At 58.2% G+C, this 13,163-nt stretch carries 13 protein-coding genes; 11 read left to right on the top strand and 2 right to left on the bottom strand.

What is annotated here, in order from left to right:
* On the top strand, positions 1-2,561 hold a 2,561-nt coding region (locus tag ACFO3E_RS15295; RefSeq protein ID WP_380805844.1), incomplete at its 5' end, for a VCBS domain-containing protein.
* A gap of 11 nt (positions 2,562-2,572) precedes the next feature.
* Here the strand turns inward: ACFO3E_RS15295 and ACFO3E_RS15290 are convergent.
* Both ACFO3E_RS15290 and ACFO3E_RS15285 read right to left on the bottom strand, forming a co-directional pair.
* Positions 2,573-3,343 (bottom strand): endonuclease/exonuclease/phosphatase family protein, encoded by a 771-nt coding sequence (locus ACFO3E_RS15290; protein ID WP_380805841.1) that lies wholly within the window; start codon positions 3,341-3,343, stop codon positions 2,573-2,575.
* A gap of 53 nt (positions 3,344-3,396) precedes the next feature.
* Positions 3,397-3,756 (bottom strand): hypothetical protein, encoded by a 360-nt coding sequence (locus tag ACFO3E_RS15285; RefSeq protein ID WP_380805839.1) that lies wholly within the window; start codon positions 3,754-3,756, stop codon positions 3,397-3,399.
* 71 nt (positions 3,757-3,827) lie between these two features.
* Between ACFO3E_RS15285 and ACFO3E_RS15280 the strand changes: the two genes are divergently transcribed.
* From ACFO3E_RS15280 to ACFO3E_RS15235, 10 genes are all read left to right on the top strand, one after another.
* Positions 3,828-5,402, top strand: a complete 1,575-nt coding sequence (locus ACFO3E_RS15280; protein WP_380805836.1) for a recombinase family protein — start codon at positions 3,828-3,830, stop codon at positions 5,400-5,402.
* Positions 5,402-6,289: a plasmid partitioning protein RepB C-terminal domain-containing protein gene (locus ACFO3E_RS15275; RefSeq protein WP_380805834.1), complete on the top strand. Its 888-nt coding sequence runs from the start codon at positions 5,402-5,404 to the stop codon at positions 6,287-6,289. Before ACFO3E_RS15280 ends, ACFO3E_RS15275 begins: the two co-directional genes overlap by 1 nt.
* Positions 6,290-6,291: 2 nt before the next feature.
* Positions 6,292-7,182 carry a plasmid partitioning protein RepB C-terminal domain-containing protein gene (locus ACFO3E_RS15270; protein ID WP_380805832.1) on the top strand — a complete coding sequence of 297 codons (891 nt, stop codon included), beginning with the start codon at positions 6,292-6,294 and terminating at the stop codon, positions 7,180-7,182.
* A 265-nt stretch (positions 7,183-7,447) separates the two neighbouring features.
* Positions 7,448-8,194 carry a hypothetical protein gene (locus ACFO3E_RS15265; protein WP_380805830.1) on the top strand — a complete coding sequence of 249 codons (747 nt, stop codon included), beginning with the start codon at positions 7,448-7,450 and terminating at the stop codon, positions 8,192-8,194.
* Positions 8,195-8,246: 52 nt separating this feature from the next.
* On the top strand, positions 8,247-9,554 hold the full coding sequence (locus ACFO3E_RS15260) for a site-specific DNA-methyltransferase (RefSeq protein ID WP_380805828.1): 1,308 nt from the start codon (positions 8,247-8,249) through the stop codon (positions 9,552-9,554).
* Positions 9,547-9,930: a DUF5681 domain-containing protein gene (locus ACFO3E_RS15255; RefSeq protein WP_380805826.1), complete on the top strand. Its 384-nt coding sequence runs from the start codon at positions 9,547-9,549 to the stop codon at positions 9,928-9,930. Before ACFO3E_RS15260 ends, ACFO3E_RS15255 begins: the two co-directional genes overlap by 8 nt.
* Positions 9,923-11,434: a phage terminase large subunit gene (gene terL / locus ACFO3E_RS15250; RefSeq protein WP_380805824.1), complete on the top strand. Its 1,512-nt coding sequence runs from the start codon at positions 9,923-9,925 to the stop codon at positions 11,432-11,434. The genes ACFO3E_RS15255 and terL overlap by 8 nt, the downstream gene beginning before the upstream one ends.
* Before the next feature lie 159 nt (positions 11,435-11,593).
* Positions 11,594-12,172 (top strand): HD domain-containing protein, encoded by a 579-nt coding sequence (locus tag ACFO3E_RS15245; protein ID WP_380805821.1) that lies wholly within the window; start codon positions 11,594-11,596, stop codon positions 12,170-12,172.
* 58 nt (positions 12,173-12,230) lie between these two features.
* Positions 12,231-12,710 (top strand): hypothetical protein, encoded by a 480-nt coding sequence (locus ACFO3E_RS15240; protein ID WP_380805819.1) that lies wholly within the window; start codon positions 12,231-12,233, stop codon positions 12,708-12,710.
* A gap of 13 nt (positions 12,711-12,723) precedes the next feature.
* Positions 12,724-13,095, top strand: a complete 372-nt coding sequence (locus ACFO3E_RS15235; protein ID WP_380805816.1) for a hypothetical protein — start codon at positions 12,724-12,726, stop codon at positions 13,093-13,095.
* The last annotated feature ends 68 nt before the right edge of the window (positions 13,096-13,163 follow it).

Here is a 13,163-nt window from a genome sequence, read left to right as displayed (position 1 = left end):
TGACCCACATGTTTGTGGGCGCCAATCTACAGTCCACCAACGCGGCAGGTACCGTCTTCACCGTCGCAGACCTTAGCAGCGCCCAGCATATTCTGGGCGGTAGCGGCAACGACACCCTCATCGCCCAGGGCTTCACCTTCTCCACCGCACAGCGCAACGCCATCTTCGCCCAAAGCTCCGTCGAAATCATCCAAGATAGCAGCGGAAGCTACGCGGATGATGGGACACTCGTTTTGTCCGGGAATGCCGCTGAAGGCGGCAGCCTGACCGCCACACTCACAATGAACAATGCGGTTAGCACATCTTACCAGTGGCAGCAGCTGGTGGCGGGATCGTGGATTGATATTCCGGGCGCGGACGACAGCTCCTTCAATGTGCCTGACGACCAAAGCTTCGTCGGACAGACAATTCGGGTCCGCGCGACTTCAACCGATGGCCTGGGCGTAAGCAGAGACTTCATTAGCTTTACCAAAACGATATCCAATGTGGATGACCCGGCGGTCGGCACACTGGATGTCACCGGAGTAGCGATCCAGTCCGGCACCCTGTCGGCCAGTTTGACTAACGTCGTGGATGCGGATGGACCTACCACGATCGGCTACCAGTGGGAGGTTCTTATCGGCAACACGTGGGCCCACATAGCCAACGCAAGCACCGCAGTCCTTAACATACCATCAGACCAAAGCTACGTGGGCAAGCAGGTCCGGGTTGTCGCAACCACCACCGACGCGCTGGGCGGCACCACCACTTTTGCTAGCAACGGTCAGACCGTCACCAACGTCGATGACGCCGCCAGCGGCACACTGAATGTCACCGGCACTTTTGAGGAGAGCGGCACCCTGACCGCCGCGCTCACAAACGTCATCGATCCCGACGGCCTAACGAGCACCGACTATCGGTGGCAGATGTTCACTGCCGGCACCTGGACCGACATCAGCGGTGCAGCCTCGGCTAGCCTCACTATTCCAAGCGACCAAAGCTACGTCGGCCAGCAGATTAGGGTCGTAGCAACGACGACCGATGCGCTAGGCGGCACCACCGCTTTCATCAGCAGTGGCCAGATTGTCGCTAATGTCGATGATGCGGCAACTGGCACGCTAGACGTATCTGGCAGCGCGCGGAAAGGCGGCATGCTAACTGCCGCACTCACCAACGTCATTGATCCCGACGGCGCAACCGGCACCGCCTATCGGTGGCAAATGCTCATCGGCGGAGCGTGGACCGACATCGGTGCAGCTATTTCAGCGACATTGAGTATTCCGGACGACCAGAGCTTTGTTGGTCGGCAGGTCCGGGTGGTCGCGACCACCACCGATACGCTGGGCGGCACCACCACTTTCATCAGCAGCGGCCAAACCATCGCCGACGTGAATAGCGCGCCAGTCGTTACCAACCTGATCATCGAGCAGCACTTGAATGAAGACAGCAGCTGGAGTTTCTCGGTTCCCGCTAACACATTCACTGATCCTGACGGCAACCCCCTAACCTATTCTGCGCTCGCTGTTGATAGCAATGGCATAGCCTTGCCGATGCAGCCCGCTTGGCTCGCCTTCAACGCGGCAACCCAAGCTTTTTCAGGGACGCCACCGCTTAATTTCAACGGCTCTTACTATATCAAGGTATCCGCAAGCGACGGCTCGCTTTCGGCTTCGACCATTTTCAAGCTCGTAGTCGATCCCGTTCAAGATGCCGCTATAATCGGAAACCCGACCGCAGCAGCGATAACAGAGGACGTGAGTGTCTCGGGGGGCAACTTGATCGCCAGCGGCATCCTATCCATCAGCGATCCGGACGCCGGCGAGGCGGCATTCAAGACGGCAGTGACATCTGCCCCCGGAAACCTCGGCTCCCTCGTGCTTAACGCGAATGGCACCTACACCTACTCGGTGCCCAACGCTGCAATTCAATACCTCGGTGACGGGATGATCAAAACGGAAACCTTCACTGTCACAGCGGTCGACAACACCAGCAAGCAGATCTCGTTCACCATCAACGGCGCCAACGAGATCATCAACGGTACGAGCGCCAAAAACACGATCAACGGCACATCGGCTCATGAAACTATCAACGGGTTAGGAGGCAACGACGTTCTGAATGCTGGAGACGGCGACGACAAGCTGTTCGGTGGCGACGGCAACGACACCTTGAATGGGGAAAAAGGTAGCGATCGACTAGACGGCGGCATCGGGAATGACGACCTCATCGGCGGTCCAGGCACGGACACGCTCCTCGGCGGCGCTGGAAACGACAAGTTCATCTTCCAGTTGCTCGCGGACTTGGGCATCGGCACCGCGCGCGACATCATCCAGGATTTCGCTCCTGGTGCCGATGTGATCGATCTCCGTCTTCTCGATGCAAACGCTGGCGTGAAAGGGGATCAAGCCTTCAAGTTCGTTGCAGCGCAAACAACAGCCGTGCTCGCGAATTCGATCACCTGGCACCAGGACAGCGGAAATGGCATAACCCTTGTCCAAGGCGATGTGAATGGGGACGGGACTGCTGATTTCCAGATCCAGCTACTCGGCATGAAAGCCCTCACGGCCAGCGATTTTGGCTTGTGATCACCGGGCGTCTAGACGATCGCCGAATTTTGCGTCAGTCGAACCGCAACGCCGAAATGATCGCTGATTAGTTTCCCGCCTGACCCTACATTGGACAGCATAGCCGGCGCGCCGGATTCGAGGTCATGGCTGTGCGCGATATGGTCGATGGCTTGAACATCGCCGCCGTCGATTCGGCCGCCCGTAGCAAGGGACATCCTTTCGAGCACGCTACGCGAGAGAAGATCATGGACCGCCTTTGGCTGTCGCCTTCTAGGGTGAGCTTGATTGAAGTCGCCCAGCACAACCGTCCGCATTGCATTCGCACGAATAATTCCGCCGAGAGCTTCCAGGTAGTCGCGGTGATCTTGCCATTGAGTCCGATCCCGGCGGCCGCCGGCCACATGAGCGCCCGCCCAAGGAATGCACACGCCTATGACCCGGAGCGGCCCCAGCACCGTCTCAGTTGTTGCGGCAACATAGCGGCCGCCCGGCATATCAACTGATCCCAGCATATCAACATCTCGCCAAGGCTCGGCACTCCAGAGCATGACTTTCCGGCGGTCGGGCACCAATGGGTATCCCCAATCCTCCCCACCGGAAATCATATGCCCCGAACCGCCAAAGAAGTCGGTGTAGCCTTCCGTGATGCACAGGATGGCAGGATCAACGGACGAAAGTCGCTCACGGATCAGATTAGCATCGGCAGACCCGGACCTACGCCATTCCACGTTCCACGTGGCGATCGACACCGTTGGCTTGTCGCCGAGATCTGCGGCCTCGGTGCATGCTGTACGTTCCATCTGTTGTCGCCCTCCCCACCCGCAAGAGCCCGGCCCGAGGCCGGTCAATTCGATCATTCGCGAGATTGCGTTTCTCGCACAAGGGCCAGCAGCTGGACCAAGCCCACTTCGATCTCGCGCAGGCGTAATCCCAACTCTAGGTCGCCGTGCCCCGTCAGGCGAAGCAAAACGATCATCACCGGATCAGAATGAGCTGCAAGAGCGACCAGGTGTATGCCGCTCGGGCTGGCTCTGCCCTGCAGCCATGCTCTCGCGGTCGTATCGCTGACGCCCGTCCATCGCATCACCGTCTTCGTCGCTCGTCGAGTCGCCCCCAGTTCTTCCCGAAGCGCCGCACCAATTTGCCTCGCTAAATCCGAATCCGACAGGACAAACCGTGAATCCCGAAGTTGACTTCCGTTTTTAGAAACCATGCTTCGGCCCCTGATGCTGTAGATGGAAGCTGAGGCAGCAGTTTACCTGCAAAGCGCCCACCGAGGCGGCGATGGTCATAAGATGGTTGGAGACGGAAGGGCCAAAGGATCCCGAAGAGCCGCCCAGGTTGCGGGCGGCGCAATATGTCCGCATGTCGACCGAGCACCAGCAATACTCGACGGACAATCAATCCGAAGCGATCCGTCGCTATGCTGAGCAGCGCGGCTACGACATTGTCCGCACCTATGCTGACGAAGGCAAAAGCGGCCTCGATCTCGGAGGAAGGCCCGGTCTGCAGCGGCTGCTTGATGACGTGGAAAGCGGCCGCGCCGATTTCGGAGCCCTGCTCGTCTATGACGTCAGCCGATTAGGCCGCTTTCAGGATACCGACGAAGCCGCGCTCTATGAGTTACGCTGCCGACGGGCAGGCGTGCAGGTGCACTATTGCGCAGAGCAATTTGAAAATGACGGCAGCATCGGGTCGTCCATAATCAAAACCGTCAAGCGGGCCATGGCTGGTGAATATAGCCGCGAGCTATCGGTCAAGGTGTTTGCCGGCCAAGCGAACCTGATTCGCCTCGGGTTTCGGCAGGGCGGCGCCGCTGGCTTCGGCCTCAGACGCATGCTTGTCGACCAGATGGGCGAGGAGAAGGGCGTCCTCAACCCCGGTGAGCACAAGAGCATCGCGACTGACAGGGTGATATTGGTGCCTGGCCCGGAGGCCGAAATACAGGTTGTCCAAGAGGTCTATGGCCTGTTCGTGGAACTCGGGCAGAGCGAACAGGAGATCGCAGAAACGCTGAACGCACGAGGGGTAGCGACAGATCTCGGCCGTCCTTGGACCCGAGGGTCGGTCCATCAGCTCCTCATCAACGAAAAATATATCGGCAATAGCGTCTGGGCCCGAACCTCGTGCAAGCTCAAGGGAGCGCATGTGCGCAACGATCCCGCCGAATGGATCAGGGCCGACGGTGCCTTTTCGAGCATCGTGGCACCCGAGCTGTTCAAAGTTGCGCAAGCGATCATTCAGCAGCGCAGCGCCAAAATGTCGGATGACGAGATGCTGGCGCTGCTGGCGGGGATCCTGGGTCGAAACGGTTATTTATCTGGGCTCATCATTGATGAGGCCGAAGGGTGCCCATCCAGCAGCTCGTACCGATCGCGATTCGGAAGTCTGCTGAGAGCCTATGCCCTGGTCGGCTTCGCCCCTGATCATGACTATCGCTATCTCGAAACCAACCGCCAATTGCGGACAATGTACCCGAGCATCATTCAGTCGGTGCTGGACGGCATCCGCCACGGCGGAGGGTCGGTCGATCTGGATGCCGAGACCGACTTGCTCACGATAAACCGGGAGTTCACGGCCTCATTGGTGATCGTGCGCTGCTTCCAGACCGCTGCCGGCACCATGCGTTGGAAACTCCGGCTCGACACCAGGCTCAAACCTGACATCACCGTCGCCATTCGGATGAATGCTGCGAACGAGCAACCCACCGACTATTATCTGCTCCCTCGCCTCGACATGCGTGAGGCAGTGTTACGGCTGGCAGAATATAATGGGCTGTCGTTGGACGCCTACCGATTCGACAGTTTGATCCCCTTCTACCGCTTGGCAGCTCGCACTCGTTTCAGGGAGGCAGCTTGATGACAGCGTTACCAGCCCAAAAGGTCGAAATGATCCCGATCGATCGCGTGACGGTCGTCAACCCACGCGCGCGGAATAAAAAGAGCTTCAAAGAGATTACGGACAACATCGCTCGCATCGGCCTCAAAAAACCGATCACGGTCACACGGCGGGTGGAGGCGGGCGGGCCCTATTATGATCTTGTATGCGGACAAGGGCGTCTGGAAGCCTATGCCGCTCTAGGGCAAACGGAAGTCCCGGCCCTCGTCGTCACGGCTGATCCTGAAGACTGCTTGGTAGCGAGCCTAGTCGAGAATTGTGCCCGCCGCAAACACAGCGCACTCGACCTCCTCTACGACATCCGGGGTATGGAGGAGCGCGGCTATTCATCGGCGGAAATCGCCCGCAAGACGGGCCTGACTATGGAGTATGTGTCCGGGGTTGCGAGACTAATCGGAAATGGCGAACAACGCCTCCTTCGTTCCGTCGAAAGTGGCATTATCCCTTTGAGCGTGGCGATCGAGATATCCGAGGTCGAAGATCATGAAGTCCAGGCCGCGCTGGCGCGTGCCTATGAACGAGGCCTTCTCAAGGGCCGAAAGCTGCTCATGGCGCGCAAGATAGTCGAAAATCGCCGCCGGCGCGGCAAAGGCTTGAAGCCATCAGATATGGGCGTTCATGAGCGCGTATCGGCCGACAGTTTGGTCCGCGCATACCGAGAAGAAGCCGAACGAAAGCGGTCGCTGATCAAGCGGGCGAATGCCACGCGCGATCGCCTTTTGGTCATCGTTGAGGCTTTGCGCAGGCTCAGAAGGGATGACCGGTTTGTTATCTTGTTGGAGGATGAAGACCTCGCGACCATGCCACAAAACCTGGCAGAACGACTGCGGCCACAGGAGGAAGGATAGCGATGACACAAGCGCCGCAGCCTTCCGTTTCCCGGATCTTCGAGGACGCGACCCTTCGCATTCCAATATTGGACATCATGCCGATGCGGGAAATCCGAACCGACGTCCGCAAGTCCGTCAAATACGGACAGATTGCAGCCTCGATAAGTGAAGTCGGTATCATTGAGCCGCCGGTGGTAATCCGAGATTCCGGCGCGCCCAATCGGTTCCGCTTGCTTGACGGGCATCTGCGCCTGGACATTCTGATCGCACAAGGCGCGGCGGAAGTCGTATGCCTTGTAGCAACGGAAGACGAAGCCTTCACCTATAACCGGCGCCTAAGTCGACTTGCCACCATTCAAGAACACCGAATGATATTGGGAGCAATCAAACGCGGCGTTTCGGAAGAGCGTTTGGCCCGGGCATTGAACGTCAACATCGACTTGATCCGCAAGAAGCGCAATCTGCTCTCAGGCATCTGCCCGGAGGTCGCAAAATTACTCAGCGACAAGCATGTGCCGCTCAACGCTTTCACCGAACTGCGCCGGCTCAAGCCGCTGCGGCAAATCGCCGCGGCCGAGATGATGGTGGCCATGAATCGGTATTCGACAGGCTACGTCAAATCCATCGTTGCAGCGACACCTGCCGATCAGCTTGTGGAAGGCAGGAAACCAGCTGTCAGGGGCCTCACGGCTCAACAAATCGACATCATGACGGAGGAATCCGCGCGGCTCGACCGGGATTTCAAGCTCATTGAGCAGAACTATGGGGCCGACCATCTCGATTTGGTTCTGGCCTCCGCTTACATCGGGAACTTGCTCGAAAATGCCCGGATTGTGAGGCATCTGGCTCAGTTCCACACCGATCTACTGCAAGAATTCCAGAAGATCGCCGAGATCCAAAAGGCGGCGTGATGGGGACCCGGACCCAATGAGCGCGGGGACCGCAGGAGACGCCGCACTGTGAGGCGGATCGAGTGCGGAGGTGGGAATGGCGGCGATCCCGCATGAAGCCCACCCAAGAACCCCAACGGTTCTTGTAGGAGATGTGCGCCGGTCGGCGGTGGGCTGGCGCACATCTCTATATTCACCGAAATGCAGCCGATACGCTGCCGATCGGTTGTGCCCAATTTATCGCCTCTACCGGTCGTGATAGGTTCCGTTGCCAAGGGGACGATTCATGTCACGCGCACGTTCAAACGATGCTCTCGGGGTCAGCAACCATCCCAATGTCGTCACCGACCCCAAGCGGCAGGAAGAGCTTATAAGCGAATTTCGCCGCCGCGTTGATTATGCATTGGAAAGTAACGCATTCTGGCGGGAAACACTGGGTCATCCGACTAACTTCAACCAATCCCTGAGCCGCCTAAAGGAGGGTTTGGGTGACCAATGTCGATCCGATAGCGTCGAAATACGGCAGCATCCCGAAGTCGAAATGGCGGTGGCGCATTTCTCTAAGATCGCTGCCCGAAAACGAACCAGTGTCCCGGACGCGGTTGTCACGGATAAAGACACCGAAGCAGGCGTACGCGAAGCGCTGGCCGTGCTGAAAACGCCACAGGGCCGTCCCGGAGATCCAATCCTTACACATCACGTTGAAGGTCTCATGGCGTTGATCCAGGAGTTTCTGGGCAAGCCGGTGATGATGCAGCGAGAAAAGAATAGCATCTATGACCCGCAGGCTAGCAATGAGGCTGGCGAGCTACTGCTGACCTGGGTGCGGCACATGGAGCCGAACGTGTCGGTAACCACGGTCGTGAATATCGTTCGGAAGGCACGTCGCCATTACGCCGGTAAGAGAATGAATTTTTTAGATTACTTCCCTTTTTATGGGGCAACGGCGGACGGCGCGACCGGGGAAATAAAATTGCAAGCCGGACTGCGATTTGAACAGCTTGGGTGGGCGTCGCCGATTTATTGTCCTTAACGGCCTTCAGAATGGGGGATAACTGATCTGCTCCTTCAAGGGGGGAGCAGACATGCAAACGCCGTTTTCCAACCACCCTCATATCGAGATGGTCCGCCGCGACCTGCTGCGGCCGACACCGGGCCATGCGCGCAAGCATGACGAGCAGCAGTTGGGCAAAATCGAGGCTAGTATTTGCCGGTTCGGCTTTCTGGTGCCGGTCATCGCTGACGGACAAAACCGCATTGTCGCAGGCCATGGCCGTTGGCTCGCGGCGGGTCGCGCGAACATAGAAGAGATCCCGGTCATTCGTGCCGAGTTCTTGACGGATCTCGATCGCCGCGCATTCGCGCTGGCAGAAAACAGGATTTCGGAACTCGGGGGCTGGGATGACGATCTGCTCAAGGCAGAGCTCAATGCCCTATTTGATGGTGGCTATAATCTCGACATCACCGGTTTCAGCACCAGCGACTTGGATTTTTCGGTCAGTGCGGATGAAGCGGAGGAGGAAGCCGTAGAGCTTCCTGATCCGACCGACCAGGCGGTCAGCCAACCCGGCGATCTGTGGAGCATCGGCCCGCTCCAGCTTCTATGCGGCGATGCACGGGCAGCAGAAAGCTATGAGCGGCTGCTCGGCGCTGAGTCAGCGGCCATGATCTTCTCCGATCCGCCCTATAATGTGCAGATCGATGGCAATGTGGCGGGGCGTGGCCGGCACCGCGAGTTCGCGATGGGCTCGGGCGAGCAGAGCCCAGCCGAGATGACCGCCTTTCTTCGAGCAGTTTTCCGCAACTGTGTGCGCTTCTCCGCACCCGCATCGATTCATTTTCATTGTATGGATTGGCGGCACATGCGCGAGATCCAGGACGCCGCCGAAGGCGTCTATGCCGAGCTCAAGCAGCTTATCACTTGGGTCAAGAACAATGGAGGCATGGGCACCTTCTACCGCAGCCGTCACGAGCTTATCTTTGCCTTCAAAGCCGGACCGGGTCGCCACATCAACAATTTCGGATTGGGCGGGACGGGACGATATCGCACCAATGTTTGGGAATATGCAGGCGCCAATAGCTTTCGCAAGGGCCGGGCTCGTGATCTTTCCGATCACCCGACCGTAAAGCCCTCCGCCCTGGTCGCGGACGCCATCCTCGATTGCTCGCACCGGGGAGATCTCATTTTGGATCCTTTCAGCGGATCGGGGACGACGCTGCTCGCCGCTCTCAAAACCGGTCGCCGCGGTGCCGCGATCGAGCTCGATCCGCTCTATGTTGATGTGGCAGTCCGCCGCCTGATTGCCGCTAGCGGCCTTACCGCAATCAACGCTCATGGCATTTCCTTTGAAGATGTCGCCGCACAGCGCAGCCAGGAGATGAAGCATGGCTGAGGATCGCGATTATGAGGTCGGCTATGGCAAGCCGCCCAAACACAGTCAGTTCAAGCCAGGCTCATCGGGCAACCGCAAAGGTCGACCTAAGGGCGCACGCGGTCTCAAGACCGACCTAGAAGAAGAGCTTAAGAGCCGCCACACCATCCACATCAACCGCACGCCCGTTACCGCGAGCAAGCAGCGGCTCATGATTAAGACCCTCGCCACTCGAGCGGCCACCGGTGACCTCAAAGCAGCGCAGATCTTGCTCCCCATGATCATCCAGATATTGGGCAGCGAAGACCGCGGCACTGAACGTAGGGCGCTCTCGGCGCAAGACCAGTCGATTTTGGACGATTTTCTGCGGCATAATGTCCGTGAACGCGATGGCTGACAGCGCCGGTATCGACAATCCAGACGCCTTGCTTAAGGCGCTGATGGGGAGAGATTTCGGCGTATTTCTGCGCAAGGCCTATCCCGCTATTCGCGGAGGTGACCTCCTCAGTTGGAACTGGCATCTCGACGCCATTGCGCATGCGCTGGATCAGGTCACCAGCCGCAACTGCCGGCATCTTCTGATCACCATGCCACCGCGGAACCTTAAATCACTGGCGATCTCGGTGGCGTGGGTGGCCTGGCAGTTGGGCCGCGATCCGCGGCAGAATTTCGTGTGTGTAAGCTACTCCAACGATCTGGCGGCCAAGCTTGCCCGCGACTGCCTCGCCATCATGCAGCAGGGCTGGTACCGAGAACTGTTCCCGCGAACGATCCTCTCGGCCAAGCGCACCGCCTCGACGGATTTCGAAACCACCATGGGTGGCGGCCGACTCGCCACGTCGATCACCGGCACGCTTACCGGCCGGGGCGGTGACATCATCATCATCGACGATCCGATCAAGCCGGAGGAGGCCAATTCGGACACCAGCCGCAACGCGGTCAACGATTGGTTCAAATCCACCCTCTCCTCCCGTCTCAACGACAAGGCTAGCGGCGCGATCATCACCGTGATGCAACGGCTGCATCAATATGATCTTGCCGGCATGCTTCTGGAATCGGGCGAATGGACGCAGCTTTCGCTCCCTGCCATCGCTACGGAGGAACAGGTCGTTCCCCTGCCCCGCGGACGGGTGCACCTTCGCCATGTCGGCGACGTGCTCCATCCTGACCGAGAATCGCTCGCGGTCCTGGAAGCGCAGAAGCTGCTCATGGGCAGCCAAGCGTTCATGGCGCAATATCAGCAGGATCCGGTGCCGGCGAGCGGCAATCTAGTGCAGGTTGACTGGCTGCGGACCTATCCTGCGGCCTTCTTCCCCCATGTGGGCGGGCAGGTCGTTCAATCCTGGGATACCGCCAGCAAGGAAGGGCGGGACAATGACTTTTCTGTCTGCATCACCGCCCATGTCCTTCGCAGTGAGATCCGTATCCTCCACATATTCCGCCAGAAGCTCGCTTTCCCCGAGCTCAAGCGCCACGCTATCCGCCTCGCCAGGGAACATGGCGCGCATAACATCCTCATCGAGGACCAGGCGTCCGGCACGCAGCTCATTCAGACCCTGCGAAGCGAGCAGCCCCGCGGCGTTCCCTTGCCCATCGCCCGCAGGCCCGAAGGTGACAAATATTCTCGCCTCGCCGGCGCCTGCGGGCAGATTGAGGCCGGGCAGCTGTTTCTCCCCGAAGAGGCTGACTGGAAGCATGAATTCATCAAGGAGCTTCTCGCCTTTCCGAATGGCCGGCATGACGATCAGGCTGATGCTCTTTCCCAGCTCATGAACTGGGCGCTGCGCAACAACGACGAAGATCTACCGGTCTTCCTGGCCGCGCCGATCGTGATCCAGGTCGACGATAGCGGTGAGATATCCTATTTTGGCGGCCGTTCGGACAGAATAGACTGGATATAGCCATAAAGATAAATATTACATGAAGAAATTTCTTTTATCACATATCCAATTGTTAATATTATGCATTGCTAAAAGAATAAATATTTTCAATAATACTTCCTTTGACACGACTTATTCAATTATGATTGACCTTAACAAACGGGAAGGGACTAGGACGTCATGACGATATTAACTGATCGTTTCGATGACGCACTCAGTTATGCCAGCCGATTACACCGAACGCAGCCACGCAAGGGGACAGACATTCCCTATGTGTCTCACTTGCTCGGCGTCGCCTCGCTTGCGCTAGAATTTGGCGCAGATGAAGATCAGGCGATCGCCGCATTATTGCATGACGCAGTAGAGGACCAAGGCGGCCTTCCCCAGCTCGAAGCGATCCGCGCTCGATATGGCGAACGAGTTGCTGGGCTCGTGGAACACTGTACCGACGCGCACGAAGATCCCAAACCGGACTGGCGACCGCGTAAAGAGGCCTACATCGCTAGCATTGCCCGGAAACCAAAAGACGCCCTTCTCATTAGCTTGGCGGATAAGACCCATAATGCTGGCGCCATTCTTGCCGATCTGATGGTGCATGGCCAAAAGCTTTGGTCTCGATTCAACGGAGGGCGGGAAGGCACCCTTTGGTATTATGATGCACTTGCCATCGAGTTCGCCCAACATTTGCCAGGCCATGATGCCAGCCGATTTGCCCGCCTGGTTGAAGAAATGCATCGTCTCGCCAATGAAAGCCGATGATGATTGTCCCACCAGCTGATCCTTGGAATGTGGAGGTCGCAACAGCGTAAAATTCGACATGACGGGCGCCGTGGGCACGCTACCCAAGCTGATCCGTTCCGACGGGTTCGCAAGTACCCAAGAATGTTCCACAATATATACCCAAAATAGTCCTATTTCTGGAATTACGGGACCGCTGGCGCATGATAACCCTGCAATCACAAGCTGCAGGAGCGGTGCGATGAATGACAAACTCGATCATTTTGAAATCAGCCAGCATGCGAAAGTCCGCGCTAGTCAGCGGGGATTCACGAAATGCCGGCTGACCTTGGCCATCCGCTATGCCGACATGTTCGTTTCCGTCGGCCGCGATCTCAACGCCTCTCGCCTTTCTCGACATGCTCTTGCCGAAGCCATGGCGGACGGCATTCCACCGGCGGAGGCGGAGCGATTGAAGCGCCTTACGATTATTGAAGCCGACGACGGCGCTGTTGTGACGGTTGCAGTGCCCTATGGAAAAAAGGGCCGCCACTACAAGCGCCGCATGCGGCGCTATTGAAGGGGCAGAAGGCATGACCGACAATGTCTTGGAAGGGCCTTGGAAGGTCAGGCCGCCCCGATCGGCCAAGGAAATCGAGCTGGAGCGCGTAGAACGCGAGTTCCGACAGATGGGGCGCGGTGATGAAGATGTATTTGAGCATCTCGCCCAACGCATCGAAACCTATCTTAAGGAAGCCGAGAAGCGGGGTCCTAAATCCGGAGCCATCGGCCGGATTATCGGTGGCGACACCGATAAGACCGCACGTCACCGCAACCGCTTCAGTTGGGATGGTGAGGCGCGGGACTTCAAAAAGCAGCCGCTATCCAAAAACCCGGGGCAGTGGCTCGCGGTGATGCGACGTTGCGCTGAAGTGTCAATCGGCACCGGATATTCACCCCGATAAGCGCCCAACATTGACCCCCTGATAGTGCGCAGGATCGTCGGCATGGGGGTGAGGCGGCGGAGGGCGTA

Source organism: Sphingobium tyrosinilyticum, from assembly GCF_042654265.1.
GTDB lineage: Bacteria > Pseudomonadota > Alphaproteobacteria > Sphingomonadales > Sphingomonadaceae > Sphingobium > Sphingobium tyrosinilyticum.
Note: the sequence above shows the minus strand (reverse complement) of the source record. Positions and strands in the feature narration are given on the sequence as shown.